Origin of the sequence: Methanoculleus frigidifontis (genome assembly GCF_030464345.1) — an archaeon.
GTDB lineage: Archaea > Halobacteriota > Methanomicrobia > Methanomicrobiales > Methanoculleaceae > Methanoculleus_A > Methanoculleus_A frigidifontis.
In genome coordinates, this window is the sequence record NZ_VCYH01000005.1 from 86,311 (window position 1) to 110,801 (window position 24,491).

The following is a 24,491-nucleotide window of genomic DNA, read 5'->3' on the forward strand; positions in this document are numbered from 1 at the left end:
CCTGCCGGTGTGGTTCCCGGTGCGGTGCAAGCCCGCCACCACCCTGTTGCCCGAAAAAATGACTACGGGGAGGGGGGCGGCACTTCTGCCTTTGCCGGCAGCCCGGTGCCGAACGCCTCCCGGAGGCGCTCCTCCTCCTCGCCCGAGAGTGATGTCTTGATGACGGTGCCGTGGTACTCCTTGATGGCGTCGACCACCTTGTCCGGCGTCATCTTCTTGATCAGCAGAAAGATGGCCGAACTCCCGGGCTGGACGTTCTCGGCCACTTCCTTGATGAATTTGTCGTCGATGCCGTAGTCGGAGAGACGGGCCCCGATGGCGCCGGCGATCGCCCCTATCGCCAGGCCGAAGATCGGCATGAAGAAGATGAGCCCGATCAGCAGCCCCCAGAAGGCGCCGGAGAGCGCTCCGAGGCCGACCAGATCGGTGCTCTGTTTTATCTCGGTCTTTCCGTCTTTGTGGTGGACGACGACGACCAGATCCTCAAGCTCGATAACGTGCTCCTTTGTCAGGTCTGCTAGTTTATCCCGAACCGTATAGGCCGTGGATTCATCATCATACGCAATAACAACAAGGTCGCTCATAGTACCTCCCGCAGGTATCCTCCCATCCGGTCAACCCCCGGGAGGATTGGCACATGGCGGATACGCGCGAGTATGCTGGCACAATCCATACATAGGAATATATAATTACCCCTGCCGCCCGAAAGATACCTATATCTCCCGGGGAAGAGAGGTTGTAATGCAGCCTGATGCTCGAAGAATGCCCTTTTCGCGTCCCGGAGCGTGACGGCCGCGGCAAGGAGTCGTTGGTATGGAGATCGAGCTTGAAATCGTCCTTGGTATCATCCTGGTACTCAACATACTCTTTGCCATCATTATCGTCTTCGTTGAGCGGAAAAATCCCACGGCAGCGCTTGCGTGGCTGATGGTGCTCTTCTTCCTGCCACCGATCGGGTTTCTGCTCTACCTGATCTTCGGCCAGAACTACACCCGGCAGAAGATGTTCGCCGTCAAGGAGAAGGACGATCGGATCCTGCGGGCGATCTTCGAAGAGCAGCATCGAGACCTGGTTGACCGGACATACCGGTTCTCGAACCCGGATGCGGAGCCCTACCGTGACACCATCTTTGCCCTGCTCCAGAGCAACCGGGCATTTTTGACTGAATATAACCAGGTCGACCTCTACACCGACGGAAGAGAGATGTTCGACGCGCTCTTTGCGGCGATACGGGGAGCACGCCATCACATTCACCTGGAGTATTTCATCATCAACAACGACGACCTCGGGCGAGCGATCGTCGGCGCCCTCGCGGAGAAGGCGCGTGAGGGCGTCGAGGTCCGGCTGCTCTTCGATGCGTTGGGGACGCGGGCAGGTGGCGGGTCGAAGGAGGCCTTTCACGAACTGACCGATGCCGGCGGGAAGATCGGCGTCTTCTTCCCCTCGATCTACCGGCTCAACTACCGCAACCACCGCAAGATCGCCATCATCGACGGAACGGTCGGGTTCATCGGCGGGTTCAATATCGGCGACGAGTATCTGGGCATAGGGGCGATGGGGTACTGGCGCGATACCGCGATACGGATCGCCGGCGCGGCGGTCTACCTGCTGCAGCTCCGGTTCTTCCTGGACTGGCACTTCGCGACGGAAGAGGAACTGGAGGCGACCGGGCAGTACTTCCCGGAGATCGAAGGGCTCGGCGCCACTCCGGTTCAGATAGTCTCCGGCGGCCCCGACACGCGGTGGAACCCCATCAAAGAGGGCTACCTCAAGCTGATCAACTCCGCCCGCGAGTCGGTCTACATCCAGACACCCTACTTCATCCCGGACGACAGCGTATCCGACGCCCTGCGTCTCTCCGCTCTTTCCGGTGTCGACGTGCGGGTGATGGTCCCCTGCAAACCCGACCATCCCTTCGTCTACTGGGCGACCCTCTCCTTCATCGGCGACCTGCTCGACTCCGGCGTGCGGGCGTATACCTACGACAACGGGTTCATCCATGCCAAGACGATCGTGATCGACGGAAAAGCGGGCTCCGTCGGCAGTGCGAACTGGGACGTGCGGAGTTTCCGGCTGAACTTCGAGGCGAACGCCGTCTTTTACGATTCATCCGTCGGCAGTGAGATGAAGCGGCGGTTCGAGCAGGATCTCACTGTCTGCACCGAGATTACGGCCGAACGCTACCGTGCGCGTTCCCGCCGGGTACGGTTTAAAGAGTCGATATCCCGGCTTTTCTCGCCGCTCGGATGACGGGGTGTCACCAAAGGCGGAACCGCCGCCGGATTGCCGGGAGGTGCTGCTCGGCGCGTGCCCGCAGAATGGGTGCGGTATAGGGGAGGTGCTGCGGGAGAACTGCAGCTCCCATCACTGCTTTTGCAAAAAAGTGCTTTTCCTGCCCGATAACGACCGTCCTGCGCCCGAGAATGGCCTCGAGAAACTCCTCGACCGTCCCGGCGCGGGCGCAGGTGACGACACCCCCGAGTTCGTGCAGGAGGTGACTGTCGGTGCCCCCCGTCCGCCCGAGATCGTGCCGCCGGGCGAGAGCCGCTGCTCTCAGGTTGTGGGCTCGGGCCATCCCGCCGCAGATCACCTCGAGTGCGTCGAGTCGGGAGAAGATATCCTCTTGCGTGCAGCCCGTTGCGATGCACCGCCCGACTCCCCGGTTCAGGAAGGCATATCCGCAGGGATGCGCCTCCGCCGCGACACACGGGTAGCCCTCGCGCGCCGCGAGGATCTCCTCCGTGTTCAGGCGGATCCCGATGTACGGACTCGTCTGTTTATTCCTCTCCACATAGCGGCGGTAAAACTCAGTGAGATCGGAGATTGAGAAGAAGTAGAGGAGGATATGCGGCCCGTCCCCGGCGCTGATCTCGATCCCGGGTACGACGGGGACGCCGGTCTTCAGCCGCTCCGCCTCGAGCACGCCGCTGATCTGGTTGTGATCGGTGATGGCGAGCCCGATCCCCTGTCGGGCAGCGAGCTTGAGCGCGTCACGCACCCGCGTCGGCGAGTCCGAGTGGTTTGTGTGGACGTGGAGATCGGCAGGCAGAAACCCTTCAGTGCGCATCTGCTCCGGGTCGGGTTTTTCAAAGAGGATAGCTTCACGGAAGGGATCGATGTCGGGCTGTCTCACGGATCATCCGGTCTGCCCCCGGGAAGAAAAAGGGTTCGATCGTCCCTCTCATCTCCCTCCCGCCTCCCGGCGCAGCCACGTCCATGCATCGTCGAGGCGTGTCTCCGGGAAATAGCGGACGTCGGTCCTGATAAAGCCGACGAAGAGCCCCGGCAGCCGGTTCATCCACTCCTGCCACCGTTCTCCGCCGACGACGGCAATACGGTCGACTCTGGTGATATGCGGCCAGTTCTTCAGGTCTTCCCACGCGCCATGCGGCATCCACCCGCGAAAATTGACGATCTGAAAGAGAATGCGGGCGTTGCCGTGCTCCCTGACCGCCCGGTCAAGCGGCGGGAGCAGGACATTGTTGTACTCATCCCGGGTCATCCTGCCGTCGAATGCAAACCCGATGACATCGTCCGAACTTTCCGGCAGTACCTCGATCATGGACGACACCCTGGCACGATGGGGGATAAGCATTTCGGGTGTTGCCGGGGAATCCGGATCTCCCGGCGTTCTCCTCCCTTAACGCCGTCCTGACGATGCTGCTGTCGTCACGGTGTGCTCTCCTCCCAGACTCACCCATTTCCACGCCTCTTCATCCTGTTCGTCGGAAAAGAGCCGAATCTCTGTGTCGCCTCCACCGATGAAGGACTGCACCAGACTGCTCATCCAGATTGCCCGGCTTTCATCGCCGACGACGGCCACTCTCCGGACAAATTCGAGGGCTGCCATCGCTGCCGGATCCTGCAGAGCCCGCGACAGCGATTCGCCTTCAAAGCCCGCAATCTCGATCAGCAGGTGAATCGTGCCGTATTCGTCGTGCAGCCGTCTGAGGGAGGGCAGGAAAATCCCGGAGAAATCGTGATCGGTGAGGCGATCGCTGATCCGAAAGCCGATGATGTTCCCGACACTCGCATACAGCAGTTCAATCATACCCGTCCACTCGTGCTCTGAGGGTCATATAGGTATGGACGGGCTGGCATACTGCCGGTGCCATGCAACCCGCAGTGCATGAACCTCATCGGCGATTGCTCCGGCTGCTTCAGGGGCGCTTGCGCCGTCGGGGAGAGCCGCGAGTCTTCGGTCGAGGGCGGCGTAGGTCGTCTCGATCTCATCGATCTCCACCTCTTTCTCTTCGGCCGTGCGCCGCAGGTGTTCAACGGCAGCGGAGACCTTCTCCCGCGCTTCCCAGGGCGCCGTACTCGTGTTTCTCTGCTCAAGATGCTCCAGCTCGACGAGTGCCTGATCGAGTTCGAGGAGCGCGTCGTCGAACCGGTCATCGGCCTTTTGCGGAGATGAGGCTGCGACCAGCGTGAAGATGCCCGCAAAAAACAGGACAAGTGCCAGAAGGAAGTAGACTCGTACGGTTTTCTCTCCCGCCGGCTCCATCGGATCCCTCTCCCGGACTATCAGGGAGTGACGCCTCCTTCGTGCAGCCAGTCCCATGCTTCTTGAAGCTCGCCGGTTCGGAAATGCCGGATCCGGGTGTCGATGCGCGACAGGAGCATATCGGAGATGGCGGCTGCCAGCGCTTCCGCGGTCGAATCCCCGACGACGGCAATCCGCCTGATCTTCCTGATCAAGGGCAAGTTCTTCAACTCCTCAATGAATGCTTCGGGTGTCTCCCCTTCGAGCCGGTCAAGGTGCAGCAGCAGATGGGCGTAGCCGTAGGTGGTGGCAACCCGGCCGAGTTCCGGGATGAGTATTGCCTTCGCTTCTTCCCCGGTCAGCACGCCGCTGATCCGATATCCGACAATCCTCCCGGAGGCTCCGGCCATCCGCTCGAACATGCTCTTCACCCTATCAGTGCGGGAAGAAATAGGTTGCGGGTCATACCGGCCTTGCATACCGGAGTCCCGCCGGACGGTCAGTTCTGTGACGCTCTCTCTTTGCTGTTCCCGGAGCTCATCAGTGCGGCCAGCCACCGGGTTTCTTCCCAGACCTCGAGCACCATCTTCACCGCCAGGGTGAGCGGCACGGCCAGAAAGACGCCCGCCCCGCCGAGTATGAACCCCCAGAAGACGACGGAGAAGAGGACGACAAAGGGGGAGAGATCGAGACCCTGGCCGGCCATCTGGGGGAAGAGGACATTCTCTGCGAGTGCGTTGACGATCGTCACGCCGACAAGGACAATCACAACCCCGGGGAGCCCGAGTTCCAGCCACGCCAGCACCGTGGCCGGGAGTGCCGCCAGGGCAAGGCCGATGTAGGGGATATAACTCAGAATAAACGTGAGAAGTCCCCAGAGAAGGGCGAAGTCCACGCCCAGCACATAGAGCAGCGCCGCGACGCCCGCACCGGTGATCAGGTTCACCTTCGTCCTGACGATCATATAGTCGATGAGGAGCCTGCTCGACTGCCTGATCCGCTCCAGCATCCTGCTGTCCGTCCCGAACCGGCGCTCGATATCGGCGGTAAAATGGGAGGCCTCCAGCAGCAGGAACCCCGTGGCGATGACGATCAGAATGGCATCGAAGAGAGCACCGCCGAAACTGCCTGCAAAGGCGGCCAGTTGCTGGATCAGCATTCCCCGGTCGATGAGGTCGAATATCTGGATTGATGCAGGTTCGACCCCGTAGTCTGCCAGAAACAATTCGAGGAGCGCGAGCTGGATGTTCAGCTGCTCCTGGTAGGTGGGCAGCGCGTTGACAATCTGGACGAGTGCCGCCCCGACGAATGCGCTTACAAGAAGGAAGCCGGCAATGAGCCCCGTGAGGATCACTCCCAGCGCTGCGAGGGGCGGGACACCGTGGCGTACCAGCCACCGGAGGAGTGGGGTGGTGATCATGGCAAGAAAGACGGCCAGGAGGAGCGGGCCGAGGATCGGCGTTGCGGCCCGGATGCCGGCCAGGATGATCACGATTGCCGCTCCGACGATGATAAAACGAACCGGAGGCGAGAGGTTCCGCTCGGTCATGGACGTATGTTTGTAATGCGCCGCCGCTGTATGTAAGATTTCCTGTAGGTCTCTTCCCCGGCGCTCCGCTCCGGGATATGCGTCTCCGGGATGCCTGCGTGGAACGATGCAGTGAGTACGGTCGCCGACAATGAAGCGGTGATGCGGATGGAAAAGCCAGTGGGCCCGGAGGGATTCGAACCCACGACCGCCCGGTTATGAGCCGGGCGCTCTGACCGGACTAAGCTACGGGCCCAAATGTGATAGAATCCGGACGTCTGTGTGGAAACGGCACAAGCGCTCTGCGTTTCCCGAAAATCCCGATGCATATACAGATTGCTGTTAATGGATAAAAAATTTTTGAGCGTCCGCGGCCCCGGCATCTCTGGCACCGCGAGTCTGCCCGGACTTCCGTTTCCCGGTTGCATGTGCTCCGCTCTGCCGGGTTCCTGTGCCCTGCTCCGACCTGGATCATGCGGGCCGGTTGCAACTTCTCTGCAGTGGCGTAGGACGAAATCGACGCATTGTGCAGGGTACTGGAATAAATCGACCCTGGGAAAGGAAGTTCTCTATTGGAGCTGTTTTCTCTTTCCAAATCTCTATATCTCTCCTATTTGCCGGAAACATATTTTGATGCATAGCCATGAGTCCGAATCTATATATAGTCTCAATAAAAACGCAGATATGTCCATACTCTGGCGTGTCACCGGACGCCGGAAAACGGAATAATCGGTGTTTTACATGAATTTGAAGAGTATAGGTCTTTTTTGCATTGTTGGCATTCTGGTTGTGCTCTGCACAGTCGGTGCCGGATGCACTGGAACTACCAGTCCTGGGACTGGAGACGGAAGTGACGAACCCAAAACCATTGAGATGGTCTACACCCCGTGGGGAACGGCTATCTCCAGCGCGAACGTCATGAAGCAGGTCCTTGAGGAGGCCGGGTACGATGTCGAGCTCAAGCAGGTTGACGTCGGTCTCGCCTTCCAGGCTGTCGCCGGCGGCAACGTCGACTGCTTCATCGATGCATGGGTCCCCTCATGCCACGGGAGCTACATGAACGAGTACGAGGGTCAGATGGATTTCGTCCGCTACAACATGGAAGGCACGCGCTGCGGCCTTGTTGTCCCGTCGTACGTCACCATCGACTCGATCGATGAGCTGAACAGCGTCAAAGACAAGTTCGACGGACAGATCATCGGCATCGAGCCGGGTGCCGGCATCATGGGGCAGAGCGAGGACGCAATCGAGGAGTACGGTCTCGACTATACGGTCATCGCCGGTAGTGAGGTCGGCATGCTCACGACTCTCTCGTCTGCCATCGACAAGGAGGAGTGGGTCGTCGTGACCGGGTGGACGCCGCACTGGAAGTTCGCCCGCTGGGACCTGAAGTACCTCGACGACCCGAAGGGTGTCTACGGCGGTGAAGAGTACATCGCAACCCTCGCACGCCTGGGCCTGCAGGAGGATAAGCCCGAAGCTTACGCCATCCTCGAGCGGTTCCACTGGACCGCCGATGACATGTGCGAAGTGATGTACGCCATCGAGCAGGGCATCCCTGAAGATGAGGCCGCTGCTGCCTGGATCGCCGGGAATCACGACCAGGTCGACGCCTGGCTCGGGAAGGCATAAATCTCCTATTTTTTAAAGCCGGCGGGAGGGGCGAGCAGGTCGTCCGGCCGGAGATGCTGTGGAAGATCGTTTGGCACGCCCCCCCGTTCAGCAATGTTTACGTGCCCAATCCCGCGGCAGTTCGTTGGAAACCCTGAAAAGGGTGGCAGTTTAGCCTTATTTTGGAAGTAGACAAGGATCGTTCCCTCGTCCCCGACATGCCGGACGGGTTACGGGCAGGGAACGTGTATCAAACTGTATACCGTGGGGTCTCCAACAGAAATACAATTGGTCACTGGTATGAATGTAAAAAAGGAAGACGCCGCCAACAGGACTCGAACCTGTGACATGCTGGTTAACAGCCAGCCACTCTACCAACTGAGTTATGGCGGCACACCGGAGTGCTCTAACAAGGTCGGCATGAAGGCTATTAAAGATTGCGGGAATTTTCCCGTTTCAGCGTCTGCAGGAGCTCGATCAGCTCGTCGACCTGGCCGTCCAGAGCCCGGATCAGTTCGTCAGCGCGTGCCGTGGCTACCGCGCCCGCCGGCGAGGCGCGGATATATCCTTCCTGCTCCAGGATCCGCAGCGAGTAGCGGACGCGGTGGTAGGGGAGGTCAAGGACGTCCGATAGTTTCATGATGCCGATGGGCTGGTGCTCGGCGACCGCCCGTATCACCTGGAGGTGCCGGGTCACCCGCTCTATCTCGGCCTTCAGTTTCTCAAGCATACTCGCCGTTCCATACTCGCTGTTCCTCGTTCCTGTTCCGAAAATTCTGTTATCCTTATGCGTGCTCGTCCAGCCAGAGTTTCGTTGCGGCGTAGCGTTTCCGGAACGACAACGATGAGACCAGTGCGATGGCTATCAGCACGACGGCGATGGCAACGGCTGTGGTGCTTGACGAGTATCTGAAGAGCACGAAGGCCGCCATCGCAGCACAGAGGATGATGATATTCAGAATGACCGTCAGGACGACAAACTTCCCTTTAAAAACCTGCTTGGTTGCCTCATCCATTATTCATACTTGAGCATGATGGTAAAAGTACTTGTGGTTTTACCGGGAGAGAGGATGGGATGACTATGCTGGATATGGCGATCAGAGAAGCAGGGGCGTGCGCATACGTGGCGTATGGCTCCTCGGCGGATGCGAACACGCGCTACCTGACACGGCTGCAGATCACGGACCCGGTCGTCTTCATCAAAAAGCCCGGTGAGCGAGGGCGCCTGATTGTGCCGCAGATGGAGTACGAGCGGGCGGTGCGCGAATCGGCCGCCGCGGTCGTCACCCGGTCCGCCGCCGGGTTCTTTGAGTATATCACGGCGGGGGAGAGCAGGCTGCGGGCGACCGCCCATATGATCGCCGCCCAGGCAGGAGGGGCGGTGCTGGTTCCGGAACAGTTCCCACTGGGGCTGGCACGCGAGATCGAGTCGTTCGCGCCTGTCCTGCTCGATGCGGGCACGGTCGAGTCGATGCGCGCAGTCAAATCGGCCGATGAGATCGAAGCAATCCGCTCCGTCCAGCGGGCGACTGAGGCGGCGATGGACCACGCCCTGACACTGATCCGGAATGCGAGATCGAAAGGCGGCATCCTCTATCACGGTGACGCCCCGCTCACCTCCGAGGCCGTCCGTGCCGGGATGCACAGGCTGCTGCTGGATCATGGGTGCAGGGGGACGGACACTATCGTTGCGTGCGGCGCCGACACCGCACTTCCCCATCACGTGGGAAGCGGCCCGCTCGCCGCAGGAGAACCGATCATCATCGATATCTTTCCGCAGGACGAACAGACCGGGTATCACGCCGATATGACCCGGACCGTCGTGAAGGGAGAGCCGTCGCCGGAGATCCGCGAGATGTACGAGGCGGTGCGGGACGCCCAGCAGATGGCATCGCAACGCATCATGCCCGGCGTGAGCGGTGCCGACCTCTACCAGGAGGTCGTGGACTTCTTCCGGGAACGCGGGTATGCGACCGACACGCAGGGGTTCGTCCACTCCCTCGGTCACGGCGTCGGGCTCGACGTCCACGAGCAGCCCTTCCTCGGGCTGACGGGCGAGGCGCTTGCAGCCGGCAACGTGGTGACGGTCGAGCCGGGTCTCTACTACACCGGGATCGGCGGCGTCCGCCTCGAGGATATGGGCGCAGTCTCCCCAGGCGGTTTTGACCGGTTTACACGCTATCCAATGGAGCTCCAACTATGAATGACGAAATCTATGACCAGTACATGAGCGCGGGAGCGCTCGCAGCGAAGGTGCTCCGCCGCGGTGCCGATATGGTGCGCGAGGGAGGAAGCATTCTTGAATTCGTGGAGACCATCGAGGCGATGGTGGTTGACGAAGGGGGACAGCTCGCCTTCCCGTTCAATGTCTCCCTCAACGAGGACGCCGCGCACGATACCGCCATGCCCGGTGACGACCGGATCTTCTCCCGCGGTGACCTGGTGAAGATCGATCTCGGGGTGCACCTCGACGGCTATATCGCCGATACGGCAATGACGGTCGATCTCGGGGATCATGCCTCGCTTGTTGCGGCGTCGCGCAGCGCTCTTGAGGCGGCGATCGCAACCGTGCGTCCGGGGATCACCGCAGGGGAGATCGGGGCGGCGATCCAGCGCGAGATTGAGGTACGGGGGTACCGGCCTGTCTCGAACCTGACCGGCCATGGCCTCGGCCGTTACGACCTGCACGCCGGCTCCAACATCCCGAACGTCGGCATCGTCGGCGGGGCGGTTATCGAGGAGGGGATGGTGCTTGCCATCGAGCCGTTCGCCACGACCGGGAGCGGGCGGGTCGCCGAACGTTCACGGGCCGAGATATTCCGGCAGGTCTCGACGAAGCCCGCGAGGCTCCCCTCGGCAAAACGCATCCTCGATGTGGCAAGGAAGTCCCGCGGCCTGCCGTTCGCCCGCCGCTGGGTGCAGGGGGACAAGGTCGACATCGGGCTTGCCACACTCCTCCGTTCGCAGACGCTGCAGCCGTATCCTGTCCTGCATGACATGCCGGCCTCGTTCGTCTCGCAGGCCGAGCATACCATGATCGTCACCGGGGACGGGTGCGTCGTCACAACCCGGTAGATATGCTTATCGATCCCGCGACCCTATAGGTACGTTCATTGCCATGTCCGGACAAGAGGGTAACAGCGACGTCCTGAAGATCATGGAGTTCCTCCTCACAGCGGAGATCTTCAATGCACATCAGGATCTCGATATAAATGATCTGAATCCGGAGAGCCGGGCGCTTTTCGGCGCCGGCAGCGGGGGCAATCCGGATGTGAAACGTCCCCTGCTCGTGAGTGAGGGGGCGCTTCGAAGAGTCTTCGACGGCGGTGAAGCCTTCCCGGCAGTACGGAAGAATCCGTTCGTCGGCTACGAGGAGTTCGGGCAGCGCTTCTCCATTACATCGCTCGAACCGGCGGCGGCCTGGTTCCTCAAGAAAGGGGGAATGCCTCTTGTCGGGAAGAACCCGGTCCTCGCCTACTTCCTTGAGAACGTCGACTCCGTCCCGGTCACGTATTCCGAGGTGCGGGCACGCAATCCCCGGTTCGAGGATACCAAGGAATACCTGGATGCAAAAGTGTCGCGGGTGATCGGCGAGAGCGAAGAGATGCGGGAGGCCCGCGACCTGATCATCATCAGCGCCCCCGACGAGGTCGAGTTCTCGCTCGAGAAGCTGGTCTGTACTCACCGGCAGGCGGAGATCGTCGAAAAGATCGGTATCGCGCTCGAACACCGGGATTTCTTGAAAGCCCGCGGCATCTATGAGTTCGGCAGACTCCTCTTCGTCGGCCCCCCCGGCACCGGGAAGACGAGCCTTGCGCTTGCCATGTCGCGTGAACTCCACATGCCGGTCCTCGAGGTCAGGCTCGCCATGGTGACCTCCCAGTATCTCGGTGAGACCTCGAAGAACATCGACCGGATATTCGAGCTCGCCAAGAAGATCTCGCCCTGCATCCTCTTCATCGACGAGTTCGACTTCGTTGCAAAGACCCGTGTATCAGACGATCACGGCGCCATGAAGCGGGCGGTCAATATGCTCCTCAAGAACATCGACCAGATCAGTTTCGTCAGGAACGGTGTCCTTCTCATCGGGGCGACAAACCACCCGCGCCTGCTTGACGAGGCGGCGTGGCGGCGGTTCGATGAGATTGTCGAGTTTCCGCTGCCTGACGAGGAGATGCGGCGGGAGATCCTGGTAAAAGTCGGCTCTGCCGTCGACTGCGACTGCGACTTTGCGGACATCGCCGCCCGGACGGAGGGCTTCTCGGGATCGGACCTCCGTATGATGATGAAGGAGGCCATCATATCGGCGCTGATGAGCGGCCGCCACCGGATCGAGCCTGAAGATGTCGAGCTCGGGCTGCTGCGGGTCGAGGAGCGCAACGTCATCAGGGGTGCGGGTTCGGCGTACGCATGATGCTCACGCTGCTCGGTACCGGAGATGCCATCGGGACGCCGAAGATCGGGTGTGACTGTGAGACCTGCAGCCAGGCCGTGGCGTCGGGCGAGAGCAGGCTGCGGACATCTCTCCTCCTCGAGGTTGGTGGCAGGCACATCCTCATTGATTCCTCGCCGGACCTCCGGCAGCAGCTCCTGCGGTGCTGCTCTCCTCACATCGACGCGGTCGTCTGGACGCACGGCCACTATGACCATTTCATCGGTTACGGCGAGTTTTACCGGGTGCAGGAGATGCCGCCTGCCTACGCCCCCCCGCCGGTGGCGGAGTACTGCATGCAGCATCTCCACTTCCTCCCCCTCACGCCCCACCCCGTCGAGCCGTACGTCCCCTTCGACCTCTTCGGGGTTACCTGCACCTTTTTTGTCGTGAACCATCCGCCGGTGTATACTTGCGGCATCCGGATGGAGCACGACGGTGTCGTGATCGCCTACACATCCGACACCCGCAAGGATATTCCTGAAAAAAGCTTCGACCTCCTCTGCGGTGCAGATCTCCTCCTCGTCGACGGCATCGCTCCTGAAAGCTACACCATCCACAAACACATGAACTATGCCGACGCCGTCGAACTCGCCGAGTCGGCCGGCGCCCGGGACTACCGCATCGTGCATATGAGCCATCTTGTTCCGTTCGGGATGCCGAACGCAGGTCACGATATGGAATGCTTCCGGTGGTAGCCGGCGTGCTCACCCATACTTATATGCCATTCCTGCTCCCATACCTAGGAGGATATGGCCGTCAAGATCAAAGTACTGGAACTTTCGGAGAATAAGACCCGGATTCTCTTCGAAGGCGAAGGCAATACCTATATGAACGTTCTGACCGATGAGTTGCTGAAAGATCCTGCCGTGGACGTAGCGCAGTATAAGCAGCAGTTCAAGTTCTCCGACCCCGAGCTCGTCGTCACCACGAAGGGCGACCGTGCGCCGCTCGATGCGGTGGTCGACGCCGCAAAACGCCTCTCCGGCTACGCCACCGGGCTGCTCCACGAGCTCGAGACCGTGGCTACCGAGTAAGAGCGACGATGGGCGGGAGTCCCGAAGGCTTCAACCGGATCGCACGGGAGGTCTTCGCACCGATATACCCGGTCATTGCGGACCGTCTGCTTGGGTGGTCGGGGGCACGGGACGGGCTGGCTCTTGACATAGGGAGCGGCCCGGGCCTGCTCGGCTTCGCTCTTGCACGGAAAAGCAATCTCTCCTGCATCGCCCTCGACAGCGACCCCGCGATGGCGGCGATCTGTCGGCGGAACGCCGCAGAAGAAGGACTCTCCACCCGCATCTGTCCGGTTCTGGCCGATGTGCACCGGATGCCGCTCAAGGCGGACAGCATCGCGCTTGCCGTCAGCCGCGGCTCCGTCTTCTTCTGGGGCGACCGATCCTGCGCGTTCCGCGAGATTGAGCGGGTGCTCCGCCCCGGCGGCGTCGCCTACGTCGGTGGGAGCTTCGGATCTGCGCCGCTCCGCGATGAAATCTTTGCGGAGATGCGCAGGCGAAACCCGCACTGGGACGAGGACGTGCAGCGCCGGAGCGGCAGCCTGCCGCATTCCCTTCTTTTCCAGGAACTCGAAAAGAGCGGTGTCGCCGCATCCCGCATCCGCGAGGAGGAGGCAGGATGGTGGGTGGAGATCCGGAAATGCTGAAGACGGGAAAAATCCCTGAAAAAAGTATCGTTTTTTTTAGTCCGCACGCTCGGTGAAGACGATCGAGCCTGCGACCCGCGTTATCCTGACCTTGACAGTCTGGCCCGGTTTTGCGTTTGCAACATACATCGTGTAGCGATCGATCTTCACCACACCGTCGCCGCGCTTTGAGAGGAACTGGATCGTGACGTCGAGAACGGCGCCTTCGGTCAGTTTCGACGACTCGGATGCCTCGACGGTTGCCTTCCGCTTCCGCACGGGTCTATGGCCGCCGCAGGCGTCGCACCTGAGCATGAGGATCCGGGCGTCCTTCACGAGGCGGGTATCGGGCTTGCCGCACTCGGAGCAGATGACATAGTCGTCCACGTAGCCCTTGATGATCGTGTTGATCTGCTCCTGCTCGAACTTGCCGTTGAAGATTGCACGGTTCCCGTCGATCTTGCCTGCAGTCCCGAGTTCGGAGAGGAGGTGCTTCATAAGGTGGTCCTGGTCGCGCCGGAGCGTGCTCGCAATCTCGGCGAAGTTTTCCAGCAGCGTCGTTTTGCCCTCGATAAAGACGCGCGGCGTCGGAATGGTGAACCGCTCCTCCGACTCGGTCGGTTCGGTGATATTGGTATATGCCTTCTTCAGAAGGTCTTCGTATGAGGCGGTCATAGGTATACATGGGCGCTGCTGCAACAATAAATGGTTGCCTGCACGAGCTCGTGAACATGCTTATGTAGATAGCAGCCTCACCTTTTTTACATGGTATCGGTTCAGGACCTTGAACTGCTGCGAAGAACCCTTCAGCGCGATCTGACCGACGTTGAAGTCGCCTGCTTCGACAATCTCTGGAGTGAACACTGCAGTTACCGTTCCACGCGCCCCCTCCTCAAGACGCTGCCGACCGAGGGGCCGGCCGTGCTGCTCGGGCCCGGGGACGATGCTGCCATCGTGCGGTTCAGTGATACCTGTGCCATTGCTATCGGGATGGAGAGCCACAACCATCCGAGCTACGTCGATCCCTTCGACGGAGCCGCCACGGGCGTCGGCGGCATCGTCCGCGACGTCCTTTCCATGGGAGCCCGTCCGATAGCCCTGATGGATCCGCTCTACTTCGGGACACTCGATGCGGAGAAGAACCGTTACCTCTTCGAGCACGTGGTCAGCGGCATCGGTGACTACGGCAACTGCATCGGTGTCCCGGTCGTCGGCGGCGATCTCGGGTTCGACCCCTGCTACGCGGGAAACCCGCTCGTCAACGTCGTCTGTGTCGGCACCGTCCATCCTGACCGCTTCCTGACCGCCCGGGTAAAGAAGCCGGGCACCCGTCTCGTCCTCGTCGGGTCGTCGACGGGCCGTGACGGCCTTGGCGGAGCGTCGTTCGCATCCCGCGATCTTGCCGAGGATGCCGAGGCGGAGGATAGGCCGAGCGTGCAGGTCGGCGATCCCTTCACCGAGAAACTGCTGATCGAGGCGATCCTCGAGATGGCGGAGATCGGGAAGGTGCTCTCGTGCCGCGACCTCGGTGCCGCCGGGCTTGCCGGGGCGTCGAGCGAGATGGCGAGCACTTTCGGCGCCGTCATCCACGCCGACCGCGTGCATCTCCGGGAGACCGGGATGACCGCCCGCGAGATCATGCTCGCCGAGTCGCAGGAGCGGATGCTGCTTGAGGTGGAGCCTGAGGATGTTGCTCTGATGGGGGCGATCGCCGAGAAGTACGATCTTTCGTGGAGTGATATCGGTGAGGTCATCGCCGAACCCCGCTACGTCGTGACCTTCCACGGCGAGACGGTCGCGGACATCCCGATCGACCTCCTCGTCTCCGGCGCCCCGCTCTGTCCCTGGGAGCGGCGCCCTTACCAGGCGGAGACGGCGTTTGTCCGTCCGGCGACCCCGGTCAAAGAGCTCGCCCTGCGGGTGCTCGCCCACCCCGACGTGGCGGAGAAGACCTGGGTCACCGAGCAGTACGACAAGGACGTGCAGCTCCAGACGGTCTCCCACAGCCGCGATGCCGCGGTGCTCCGCCTGGAGGATGCGGCGCTTGTCCTCTCCTCAGGCTGCAACCCCCGCCACATCTACCTGAAACCCTACGAGGGCACCGCGAACACGGTCATCGAGAACGCGAGCAATCTTGCCTGTGTCGGCGCCGAGCCGCTCTGCATCGTCAACTGCTTAAACTTCGCAAGCCCGGTGCACCCCGAGATCTCCTGGCAGCTCGAGCAGTCAGTCCTCGGACTCGGGGATATGGCGCGGACGATGGGCATCCCGATCGTCGGGGGCAATGTCTCGCTTTACAACGAGAGCGACGAGTTCAATACGCAGATCAAGCCCACGCCCTCGATCGGGATGGCGGGGAAGAGCGACGAGGTCCGCCGCTGGAAACCGGCGGAGGAGGGCGACCTGCTGATGCTCATCGGCGCTACGCGACCCGAATTCGGCGGTTCGGTGCTCGATGCCGTGACCGGTTGCGGCGGCATGGCGCCTGCCCTCGCCGATCCTGCGGTCGTGGCGGTCGTCCGCGACCTCGGCAGGAGCGGGGTGGTCACCGCCGCCACCGACCTCTCACGCGGCGGTCTCCTGGCGGCGCTGGCGAAACTCGCACCGCAGTCACGGGTCGAGCTCGCCGGCGATCCGCTGGAGGAGCTCTTCGCCGAGACCTACGGCCGGTTCCTGGTTGCCTGCCGCGACGAGTCCGCCCTCGCCGGCGTCGAGCAGCACCGTGTCATCGGCAAGGTCGGCGGCGATGCCCTCACCGTCGCCTGGGACGGGACGAGTTTTGCCATCACGCCGGAGGAGCTCGAGACCGCGCTCGCGACCACGACCCGGATCATGCGTTACTGATCCCGCGTTTTCTTTTTTGCTCTGGTTCGGCCAGAGAGGGTTCTCGCCGGGCATGGGTCTGGTATGGGGTCCATGCGCCTACCTGTTGGAAAGTTTTGACCGTTGTGGCACCCGGATCCAGTGTGCCGTGGGGGCAATCGCATGCGGAGGAGGGGTTTTGAGGGGAGGGGGCCGGCCCCCTCCCCTGTCCCCGCCCCCAAGGCCCACTGTTCAGAGAATCCCTCGATAGCCCCGATCGACATTCCGCAGTGTCTGGAAAATGAGCAGCAGGCGTTTTCAGCCGCTCACAAAAAATGTCTTTCGTATCTCTCTATTCTATTCTATTCTGTCTCAAGCGCCTTGAGCGCAGCCCGTCCGATGAGGTCGGGCGGCACCGCCGTTGCCCCTTCGAGCGCCTCCAGGCACGCCCCTTCGTCCTCGCACCCGGCACAGGAGGCGCAGGGGGATTCGGGGGCTGCGGGAACCTCCATTCCGGCGGTGAGGTCTTCGAGCGGGATTCCGTTGAAGAGGACGCCCGGGCTACCCCCTGCCGGGACGGGCGTCTCGAAGATGCTCACGGCGATCCCCTCCATCTCGAGAAGCGTGGCGATCTCGGCCAGGGTGCCGCGGAGCACCGCTCCGGCATTGCCGCAGCGCACCGCGAGCGTCCCTGGCCGGTCTTCCGGGTATCTCCATTCGATGACGAGTTTCTCCTTCATATGCTCATCTCATCTTGTGTTGCAGGAAGATGGTTCTGCCGTTTATACGCTGCTGACCGGCCGCGGCCGGACGAGGTCGACAAGGGCGTTCACCATCTCGGTCTTCTGGACATCCCGCTCCGTAAACGAGACCGCTCCGCGCACGATGGCGCCCCGCTCTGTAAGCATCGCCTGCACCGTCTCCAGCGTCCTGCCGGGCATCCCGCCGGAGGTGCAGAAGACGACCGTTCTCTTTCCTTCGATACCCTGCAGGGCGGCGACGGCGGCGTTGATCGCCGGTGTCGGGTTGAACGCCCAGACCGGGCTGCCGATGACGATGGTGTCGTAGCCGGAGACGTCGATGACGGCAGGCTCGATATCGGCTTTCTCGCCCCGCATGGCCTTCGGAGCACCTTTGAGGTACATTCCTGCCTTTGAGTAGCCTGCGAGGTCTTTTACTTCGATGAGGTTGCCGCCGGTTTCCCGGGCGACCCGCGCGGCTACGGTGCGCGTGTTCCCGGTTTCGGAATGGTAGACAATGCAGACGGACATGTCCTGTGGTAGTCCCGGAGAGTATATACCGGTATCGACCGGGAAAAAGATGGGGGTTATTTCCTGAACTGGGGCATGAGATCGCGGATCTCCTCGCCGACCTGCTCGATGAGGTGCTCCTCGTCCGCCCGCGTAAGGGCGTTGAAGACCGGACGGTTCACCAGGTTCTCGAGCATCCATTCGCGGGCGAACTCGCCATTCTGGATCTCCTCGAGCACCTCCTCCATGGCCATGTAGACCTCGGGGCCGATGACGCGGGGGCCGCGGGTCAGGTCACCGTACTGGGCGGTGTTGCTGATCGACTCCCGCATCCCGGTGAACCCACCCTCATAAATGAGGTCGACGATCAGCTTGAGTTCGTGCAGAACCTCCAGGTACGCCATTTCGGGGGCGTAGCCGGCGTTGACGAGCGTCTCAAATCCTGCCTTGATCAGCGAGGTCACGCCGCCGCAGAGCACCGCCTGCTCCCCGAAGAGATCGGTCTCGGTCTCCTCGGCAAACGTCGTCTCCAGCACGACTGCCCGGGTCGCCCCGATCCCCTGCGCATAGGCAAGTGCGATCTCCTTGGCTTTGCCGGTGTAGTTCTGGTGTATGGCGATGAGCGCCGGAACGCCCTTCCCCTCTTCGTAGGTCCGCCGGACCATGTGCCCGGGCCCTTTCGGCGCGACCATGATGACATCGACGTCCGGCGGGGGCACGATCTGGCCGTAATGGATGTTGAACCCGTGGGAGAACATCAGGCAGTTGTCCTCGACGAGGTTCGGCAGGATCTCGGTACGATATACCGCGCCCTGATGCTCGTCAGGAAGCAGAATCTGAATGACATCCGCGAGCTTCACTGCTTCAGCTACGGTGTAGACGTCAAACCCGTCCTCGGATGCCTTCTGCCAGCTGCCACCCGGCCGGAGGCCGATGACGACGCGATGGCCGGAGTCGCGCAGGTTCAGTGCCTGACCCCTGCCCTGGGACCCATAGCCGACGACGGCTACGGTCTTCCCCTCAAGAACGCGGGGATCTGCATCAGATTCGTAGTATTTCTGTACCATACGACATCAGAATCATATCGGCGCCAGGGTTGATAAATATTATATGAGACAAGGGTCGATTTTCTTAATAGATTATTTTAAGGTTCATAGTTGTGAACCTGTTTATCGATAATCTATTGAGGATTTGCAATGGAATTACCGGATGTTCAATCGACCTGCCCGGATGTGCGGATCAACCTGACACGGGTGGGCGTGAAAAACGTCAAAAAACTCGTCGAAGTTGCACGTCCCGGTAAACGGCCGGTCATATTCATATCTACGTTTGATGTTTTCGTTGACCTGCCGGGAAGCCTGAAGGGTGCGAACCTCTCACGGAACTTCGAGGTTATCGACGAGGTGTTGCAGCAGGCAACCGACGGTGAGGTAGAGGAGATCGAAAACCTCTGCAGCGTCGTTGCCCGGCGGCTGCTTGATCGTCATGAGTATGCGGAGCGGACGGAGGTGCTGATGGTGAGCCAGTTTATGGTCCGCCGTGAGACTCCGGTGAGCGAGACGAGCTGCCAGGAAGTGGTGAACGTCCACGCGAGCGCCGTAGCTCAGCGAAACGACGAGTCTCCCATCATCAGGAAGAGTATCGGCGCAGAAGTGACCGGGATGACCGCCTGCCCCTGTGCCCAGAACATCATGAAGGATCATGCCACGCATGTCCTTGCCGGGCTCGGGGTTGAGGAGGAGACGATCCAGCGGTTCCTGGCGGAGGTCCCGATGGCGTCCCACAACCAGCGGGGAAAAGGGTTCCTTGCCATCGAGACCGACGACGATCAGCACGTCAGCCTCGAAAAGATCATCAAGATCCTGAAAGACTCGATGAGCGCGCGGATATACGAACTCCTCAAGCGCGGGGACGAGAGCTACGTCGTCATGGAGGCGCACAAGAACCCGCGGTTCGTGGAAGACTGCGTCCGCGAGATGGCCAAGAAGGTCATCGCGCAGTTCCGCAACCTCGCCGGGGACTCCGTCGTTACGATAAAACAGACGAATGAAGAGAGTATTCACCAGCATGATGCATACGCAGAGCGCAAGGCCACGATCGCCGAGCTCGTCGGAGAACTGGGGGATATTGTTTAATATCGCTCAAAATATAAAACATATTTTATATTACGAATTTGTATTTTACTAATTCGTAACACTATTCCGGCCTATTTTGCTATTTCCTTTTGTCATAAAACGAAAGGTATAAACTCTGTATTCTTCATAATGATTTTTGACGTACCTCGTACGTTTTACTGTACAGATTTGTGTGGTAACACCGGCATAGCAATGTGAACACCAAAATATCGGAATGAGGCGATATAATTGTCGAAAGTTGTAGAGATTTCCCCAACTACAAGACACGAGGGCCATTCTAAGCTCGTCCTGAAAGTCAATGATGAAGGCATCATCGAGCGTGGAGACTGGCTTAGTATCACCCCCGTACGGGGCGTTGAGAAGCTCGCGCTCGGCAAGACGATGGAGCAGGTCCCGAAGATTGCATCTCGGGTCTGTGGTATCTGTCCGATTGCCCACACGCTCGCAGCAACCGAGGCCATGGAGGCCTCGATCGGGTGTGAGATCCCTGAGGACGCGAAACTGCTGCGCTACATCCTGCAGTGTGCCAACAGGCTGCACAGCCACGCGATCCACAATATCCTGTCCCTGCCGGACATGTACATCCCCGGGACGGAGACCAAGATCAACCCGTTCACCAAGGAAGAGCCCGTGAGGAGCGTTGCGCTGCGCATCCAGCGGCTCCGTGAGATCGGCCAGACGGTCGGCGAGATCGTCGGCGGCGAGGCAATCCACCCGAGCAACCCCCGCGTCGGCGGTATGTACATGAACATCACCCCCCGCGCCAAGGCCAAGATCTACGACCTTGCCAAGGAAGCACGGGTGCTTGCTCAGGAGCAGATGGAGTTCATGATCGCGGTCTTCAATGATTTCCAGAACCGCGACTACGTAGAAGTCGGCGGTGCCCAGGTGCCTGTCCCCGACGACCTCGGCTACCACGACCAGGGCTACATGGCCACCGCCCCGATGTACGGCAGCTCCAGCCTTGACGACAACCCCACCTGGTACCCCGAGCGCTTCACCGAAGTGCGCCCCTGGGACTGGTACATGGGAGAGATGGAAGTCAGTGAGGAGGATCCGAACTACCCCATCGGCGGTACCACGGCAGTCGGTACGAAGACCTGGCCACAGATGCAGGCCTGCACCGGCGTTCCGCTCTATGACGGCCAGCCCGTCGAGGTCGGACCCCGTGCCCGTCTGGTCCAGTTCAGGAACTACGACAAGAAGGGTGCCATGGGTCTGCAGATCGCCCGGCAGATGGAGCTCCCCGACTGCGCATATGGCATGATCGAGGCCTGCGAGGCGCTGAACACCTCCGGAAAGGTCGTTGCGGACAACATCCCGCAGGGTGACGGTTCGCTCGGATGGGCGGCAAACGAGGCTCCCCGCGGAACGGACGTTCACCTTGCCCAGGTCAGAGACGGCCGCCTCGAGTACTTCTCGCTGCTCGTCCCGACGACCTGGAACTTCCCCACCTGCAGCCGTGCACTGACCGGTGCGCCCTGGCGGCTTGCCGAGGTCATAATGCGTGCATATGACCCCTGCGTGTCGTGTGCCACACACATGCTGGTGGTCGACGAGGACAAGAGGATAGTGGCCCAGAAACTCATTCAGTGAGTGTTACGCGCATGCTATTCCGCGAGATCGTGATTGCAGGGTGTGGAAACCCGCTCTTCGGAGACGACGGATTCGGACCTGCTGTAGTGGAGGAGCTCCAGAAGCTGCAACTGCCCGACAATATCAAGGTGATCGATGCGGGGCTCGGTGCTCCGCATTTCCTTTTTACTCTGATGGAGGATGCGGAGATTCCGGTGAAGAAGCTCATCATCGTGGACACTACCGACTTCGGTGCGAACCCCGGTGACATCACCAAGCTCAAGCCGGAGCATCTGCCGCCCGGGACGTATCGTGACGCCCATTCGTGGGACCTGTCCGAGCCGCTGCAGCGATTAAAGGACGTTATTGACATCACGATCGTCGGGTGCCAGCCGAAGCGCGTTAGCCATGAGTATGAGTTAGGGCTCACTGAGGAGGTTGAAAGGGCCATTCCCAAAACGGTACGTATTGTACTCGAAGAAATTGGGGTTAATTATGGGGCTGCTATCAACCATCAAAAGGATCATCTTGGGGCAATCCAGCGACGAGCCGGAGCAGAAGGACCCGGGGAAACCGGAGCCGGTGCAGACGGCGAGTCCGCCGCAGACGAAACCTGCAATGAAGCCCTCTGATGTAAGTGTCGAAGAAAAGGTGGAAATGGAACTTAAGGAGGAGAAGCCTGTGGCAGATAAGATTACCATTGGTGAATTACACCTGAGCGGATGTACGGGATGTCTCGTGACGTTGGCAGACAACTACGAGGGTCTCTTCAAGCTGCTCGACGACTATGCGGATCTGGTCTATGCCCTGACGCTGGTCGATGTGCGCCACGTCCCTGAGATGGACGTGTGCCTTGTTGAGGGATCGTGCTGTCTGAACGACGAGATCTCGGTAGAGGAACTCAAAGAAGCCAGAGCAAAATCGGCGGTCCTGGTTGCCTACGGTGCCTGTGCGGCATACGGCAATATCACCCGGTTCTGCCGCGGTGGTCAGTGGAACCAGCCCGGACAGGAAGCCTTCGTCCCCATCAGCGAAGTGGTGGACGTCGACCTGTACCTGCCGTCCTGTCCCCCGTGCCCCCAGGCAATCAGGAACATCGCCGTCATGGCCTACCTGCTCCTGAAGGGCAACGACGAGCAGAAGGCGCTCGCAACCGCGTACCTGACGCCGCTGATGCAGCTCGCACAGCGTGGCAACGAGGCCTGCGGCTGCGACCTGATGTACGACGTCATCAACCAGGGTCTCTGCATGGGATGCGGTACCTGTGCCGGTACCTGCCCCGTCCGTGCCATCACGATGGAGTACGGCAAGCCGAACGTGAACCGGGACCTCTGTATCAAGTGCGGCGCCTGCTACTCGCAGTGCCCCCGGAGCTGGTTCAACTTCGACGTCATGAACAACTATGAGGGCATCATCGATGCCATCAACGGAGCTATGAAGTGAGGTGACCAAAATGGACGTACTCGGCAACTACAAGTCCGTCATATCCGCGCGTGCGGCAGACAAGGACATCCAGAAGAAGGCCCAGGACGGAGGTATTGTTACCACGCTCTTCGCCTATGCACTCGAGGAAGGCATCATCGACGGTGCCATCGTTGCAGGCCCGAGCGACGAGCCCTGGAAGCCGGAGCCCATGGTCGTGACCACGAAGGCCGAGCTCCTGGCAGCTGCCGGAACCCGGTACACCATCAGCCCGAACCTGCAGCTGATCAAGGAGGCCACCCGCTCCTACGGTCTTGACCGTGTCGGTATCGTCGGGACGCCCTGCCAGGTGCAGGCGACCCGGAAGGCCCAGCTCTACCCGATCGGGATGCGTGACGTCGACGATAAGATCGCCCTCGTCCTCGGTATCTACTGTATGGAGAACCTCTCCTACCAGGCACTCGAGGCGATCGTCGAGGACCACTGCAACCAGAAGATGGAGTCCGTGAAGAAGATGGACATCGGCAAGGGCAAGTTCACGGTTTACACCGAGCGCGGTGCAGTCAGCCAGATGCCCCTGAAGTACATCCACAAGTATGTACAGCCCGGGTGTCACGTCTGCCTCGACTACGTCGCCAACCTCGCCGACATCTCGACCGGTTCCGTCGGAAGCCCCGATGGATGGAGCACCGTCTTCGTCCGCTCGAACAAGGGTAACGCGGTCTGGGACGGCGCAATGGCGGCCGGCCTCTTCGAGACCAAAGACATGGAAGGTGTCAAGCCCGGTCTCGACCTCGTGAAGAAGCTCGCAACCGAGAAGATCACGAAGAACCAGAAGCACGTCGACGAGCGCAAATCGTTCGGTCTCAAGGCGGACGGGACTCCGAAGGCACTCAGGAACCCGTACGAGACTCCCTAAATACACACTTTTTTTATTCCTTTCAAGGAGCCATCCGTCCCGGCTTATCGGTACTGTTCCGGAAAGGAGAATGCGATCGGACGGATCCGACGGATCCATCCTTCACGCCGGACAGAGAGAGGCTTTGCTCTCAATAAGTGATTCTGTTTTTTAAATCCGGGTGAGAATTCGGGAACGGCTAGTCTCTGAATAACACGTTGTAGGTGACCGACTTTGCGTCGAAAAAGGTCTTGCAGAACTCAGCGGTCTTTGCTGGTCCGTACTCTTTGCAGCTGAAGATGTCGATGTATGCCGCATCCGTCTCGTTTGCGAAGTGTGCGGTGATGCACGAGGTCTCAATCAGCTGGGTCATGGAGTACCCGGCCACCCTCTCGTTCGGGCCGAAGTGGATGATCTGCGGCTCGCCGAAGCGTTTCATGTCGATGAAGTCGCAGAGTTCGACGACGAACTGGTGGATCTTCTCTGCATCTCTGATCGCTGCGGGGTCGCAGTCCTTCAGGTCGACGCTCATGTAGAGACCCCAGCTGCCGCGCTGCCGGTACTCGGCGATGATCTCCTGATCGTTCAACGTTGTTGCCGGAGAGCTTCTTGCCGCGGCACTGTTTACCATAACATTGCTTTCCATAGTACTTTTCACCTACAGGAGGAATCCATCCGATCGAAATGATCTAAGTAGTTGTTATCGGTTC

28 protein-coding genes and 2 tRNA genes are annotated in these 24,491 nt (G+C 60.5%); 14 read left to right on the forward strand and 16 right to left on the reverse strand.

The genetic code is table 11. From position 1 onward, the window contains the following. Positions 1-62: 62 nt before the first annotated feature. Positions 63-584: a DUF1269 domain-containing protein gene (locus tag FGU65_RS08730; RefSeq protein WP_301664062.1), complete on the reverse strand. Its 522-nt coding sequence runs from the start codon at positions 582-584 to the stop codon at positions 63-65. 229 nt (positions 585-813) lie between these two features. Here FGU65_RS08730 and cls point away from each other — a divergent pair, with 229 nt between their 5' ends. After that, entirely contained in the window at positions 814-2,250 is a 1,437-nt protein-coding gene (gene cls / locus FGU65_RS08735) for a cardiolipin synthase (protein ID WP_301664063.1), read from the forward strand. A 7-nt stretch (positions 2,251-2,257) separates the two neighbouring features. Here the strand turns inward: cls and FGU65_RS08740 are convergent, their stop codons facing one another. The 7 genes from FGU65_RS08740 to FGU65_RS08770 form a co-directional block, all read right to left on the reverse strand. Then, positions 2,258-3,133: a PHP domain-containing protein gene (locus FGU65_RS08740; protein ID WP_301664064.1), complete on the reverse strand. Its 876-nt coding sequence runs from the start codon at positions 3,131-3,133 to the stop codon at positions 2,258-2,260. 48 nt (positions 3,134-3,181) lie between these two features. Further along, positions 3,182-3,562, reverse strand: coding sequence for a SpoIIAA family protein (locus FGU65_RS08745; RefSeq protein WP_301664065.1), 381 nt, complete (start codon positions 3,560-3,562; stop codon positions 3,182-3,184). A gap of 78 nt (positions 3,563-3,640) precedes the next feature. Continuing rightward, a complete protein-coding gene (locus tag FGU65_RS08750) occupies positions 3,641-4,051 on the reverse strand; it encodes a SpoIIAA family protein (RefSeq protein WP_301664066.1) in 411 nt (136 codons plus the stop codon). A gap of 24 nt (positions 4,052-4,075) precedes the next feature. Further along, positions 4,076-4,507, reverse strand: coding sequence for a hypothetical protein (locus FGU65_RS08755; RefSeq protein WP_301664067.1), 432 nt, complete (start codon positions 4,505-4,507; stop codon positions 4,076-4,078). A gap of 20 nt (positions 4,508-4,527) precedes the next feature. Next, entirely contained in the window at positions 4,528-4,908 is a 381-nt protein-coding gene (locus FGU65_RS08760) for a SpoIIAA family protein (RefSeq protein ID WP_301664068.1), read from the reverse strand. Positions 4,909-4,985: 77 nt separating this feature from the next. Beyond that, positions 4,986-6,035 carry an AI-2E family transporter gene (locus FGU65_RS08765; RefSeq protein ID WP_301664069.1) on the reverse strand — a complete coding sequence of 350 codons (1,050 nt, stop codon included), beginning with the start codon at positions 6,033-6,035 and terminating at the stop codon, positions 4,986-4,988. A gap of 160 nt (positions 6,036-6,195) precedes the next feature. After that, positions 6,196-6,270: transfer RNA gene (locus FGU65_RS08770), tRNA-Ile, on the reverse strand. A 617-nt stretch (positions 6,271-6,887) separates the two neighbouring features. Here FGU65_RS08770 and FGU65_RS08775 point away from each other — a divergent pair. Then, complete coding sequence (locus FGU65_RS08775; protein WP_301664070.1) at positions 6,888-7,646, forward strand: glycine betaine ABC transporter substrate-binding protein; 759 nt, start codon at positions 6,888-6,890, stop codon at positions 7,644-7,646. Positions 7,647-7,945: 299 nt separating this feature from the next. On the opposite strand, the gene FGU65_RS08780 is transcribed toward FGU65_RS08775, so the two are convergent. From FGU65_RS08780 to FGU65_RS08790, 3 genes are all read right to left on the reverse strand, one after another. Further along, positions 7,946-8,018 (reverse strand) — tRNA-Asn (locus tag FGU65_RS08780). Between the two features lie 37 nt (positions 8,019-8,055). Then, positions 8,056-8,355, reverse strand: a complete 300-nt coding sequence (locus FGU65_RS08785) for a hypothetical protein (protein ID WP_301664071.1) — start codon at positions 8,353-8,355, stop codon at positions 8,056-8,058. 55 nt (positions 8,356-8,410) lie between these two features. Then, on the reverse strand, positions 8,411-8,641 hold the full coding sequence (locus FGU65_RS08790; protein ID WP_301664072.1) for a hypothetical protein: 231 nt from the start codon (positions 8,639-8,641) through the stop codon (positions 8,411-8,413). Positions 8,642-8,700: 59 nt separating this feature from the next. On the opposite strand from FGU65_RS08790, the gene FGU65_RS08795 reads away from it, so the two are divergent. Genes FGU65_RS08795 through FGU65_RS08820 form a run of 6 tightly spaced genes read left to right on the forward strand, consistent with a single transcriptional unit; the run spans position 8,701 to position 13,720 of the window. Beyond that, entirely contained in the window at positions 8,701-9,828 is a 1,128-nt protein-coding gene (locus FGU65_RS08795) for a M24 family metallopeptidase (protein WP_301664073.1), read from the forward strand. Next, on the forward strand, positions 9,825-10,700 hold the full coding sequence (map, locus tag FGU65_RS08800; RefSeq protein WP_301664074.1) for a type II methionyl aminopeptidase: 876 nt from the start codon (positions 9,825-9,827) through the stop codon (positions 10,698-10,700). Before FGU65_RS08795 ends, map begins: the two co-directional genes overlap by 4 nt. Positions 10,701-10,743: 43 nt before the next feature. After that, positions 10,744-12,039, forward strand: a complete 1,296-nt coding sequence (locus tag FGU65_RS08805) for an ATP-binding protein (protein WP_301664076.1) — start codon at positions 10,744-10,746, stop codon at positions 12,037-12,039. After that, positions 12,036-12,755 carry an MBL fold metallo-hydrolase gene (locus FGU65_RS08810; protein ID WP_301664077.1) on the forward strand — a complete coding sequence of 240 codons (720 nt, stop codon included), beginning with the start codon at positions 12,036-12,038 and terminating at the stop codon, positions 12,753-12,755. Before FGU65_RS08805 ends, FGU65_RS08810 begins: the two co-directional genes overlap by 4 nt. Before the next feature lie 54 nt (positions 12,756-12,809). Continuing rightward, complete coding sequence (locus FGU65_RS08815; protein WP_301664078.1) at positions 12,810-13,094, forward strand: DNA-directed RNA polymerase subunit L; 285 nt, start codon at positions 12,810-12,812, stop codon at positions 13,092-13,094. 8 nt (positions 13,095-13,102) lie between these two features. Next, a complete protein-coding gene (locus FGU65_RS08820) occupies positions 13,103-13,720 on the forward strand; it encodes a class I SAM-dependent methyltransferase (protein ID WP_301664079.1) in 618 nt (205 codons plus the stop codon). 36 nt (positions 13,721-13,756) lie between these two features. Here FGU65_RS08820 and FGU65_RS08825 read toward each other — a convergent pair whose 3' ends face one another. Continuing rightward, entirely contained in the window at positions 13,757-14,374 is a 618-nt protein-coding gene (locus FGU65_RS08825; protein ID WP_301664080.1) for a translation initiation factor IF-2 subunit beta, read from the reverse strand. A gap of 90 nt (positions 14,375-14,464) precedes the next feature. Here FGU65_RS08825 and purL point away from each other — a divergent pair, with 90 nt between their 5' ends. Beyond that, positions 14,465-16,543 (forward strand): phosphoribosylformylglycinamidine synthase subunit PurL, encoded by a 2,079-nt coding sequence (purL, locus tag FGU65_RS08830; RefSeq protein WP_301664081.1) that lies wholly within the window; start codon positions 14,465-14,467, stop codon positions 16,541-16,543. A 320-nt stretch (positions 16,544-16,863) separates the two neighbouring features. Here the strand turns inward: purL and FGU65_RS08835 are convergent, their stop codons facing one another. Genes FGU65_RS08835 through ilvC form a run of 3 tightly spaced genes read right to left on the reverse strand, consistent with a single transcriptional unit; the run spans position 16,864 to position 18,818 of the window. Continuing rightward, positions 16,864-17,241 carry a DUF2703 domain-containing protein gene (locus tag FGU65_RS08835; protein WP_301664082.1) on the reverse strand — a complete coding sequence of 126 codons (378 nt, stop codon included), beginning with the start codon at positions 17,239-17,241 and terminating at the stop codon, positions 16,864-16,866. A 42-nt stretch (positions 17,242-17,283) separates the two neighbouring features. Continuing rightward, positions 17,284-17,772: a flavodoxin family protein gene (locus FGU65_RS08840; protein WP_301664083.1), complete on the reverse strand. Its 489-nt coding sequence runs from the start codon at positions 17,770-17,772 to the stop codon at positions 17,284-17,286. Positions 17,773-17,828: 56 nt separating this feature from the next. Then, positions 17,829-18,818, reverse strand: coding sequence for a ketol-acid reductoisomerase (gene ilvC / locus FGU65_RS08845; protein WP_301664084.1), 990 nt, complete (start codon positions 18,816-18,818; stop codon positions 17,829-17,831). A 129-nt stretch (positions 18,819-18,947) separates the two neighbouring features. On the opposite strand from ilvC, the gene mptA reads away from it, so the two are divergent. The 5 genes from mptA to frhB all read left to right on the forward strand — a co-directional run bounded on the left by mptA (position 18,948) and on the right by frhB (position 23,802). Continuing rightward, positions 18,948-19,886 (forward strand): GTP cyclohydrolase MptA, encoded by a 939-nt coding sequence (gene mptA, locus FGU65_RS08850; protein ID WP_301664085.1) that lies wholly within the window; start codon positions 18,948-18,950, stop codon positions 19,884-19,886. Positions 19,887-20,114: 228 nt separating this feature from the next. After that, positions 20,115-21,482, forward strand: a complete 1,368-nt coding sequence (gene frhA, locus FGU65_RS08855; RefSeq protein WP_301664086.1) for a coenzyme F420 hydrogenase subunit alpha — start codon at positions 20,115-20,117, stop codon at positions 21,480-21,482. 11 nt (positions 21,483-21,493) lie between these two features. Continuing rightward, the gene (gene frhD, locus FGU65_RS08860; protein WP_301664087.1) at positions 21,494-22,093 is read left to right on the forward strand and encodes a coenzyme F420-reducing hydrogenase, FrhD protein; all 600 of its coding nucleotides are present in this window, start codon (positions 21,494-21,496) and stop codon (positions 22,091-22,093) included. Between the two features lie 49 nt (positions 22,094-22,142). Continuing rightward, positions 22,143-22,904: a coenzyme F420 hydrogenase subunit gamma gene (gene frhG / locus FGU65_RS08865; protein WP_301664088.1), complete on the forward strand. Its 762-nt coding sequence runs from the start codon at positions 22,143-22,145 to the stop codon at positions 22,902-22,904. Between the two features lie 10 nt (positions 22,905-22,914). After that, on the forward strand, positions 22,915-23,802 hold the full coding sequence (gene frhB / locus FGU65_RS08870; RefSeq protein WP_301664089.1) for a coenzyme F420 hydrogenase subunit beta: 888 nt from the start codon (positions 22,915-22,917) through the stop codon (positions 23,800-23,802). Positions 23,803-23,980: 178 nt separating this feature from the next. Here the strand turns inward: frhB and speD are convergent, their stop codons facing one another. Beyond that, on the reverse strand, positions 23,981-24,427 hold the full coding sequence (gene speD / locus FGU65_RS08875) for an S-adenosylmethionine decarboxylase (RefSeq protein WP_301664090.1): 447 nt from the start codon (positions 24,425-24,427) through the stop codon (positions 23,981-23,983). Positions 24,428-24,491: the final 64 nt, after the last annotated feature.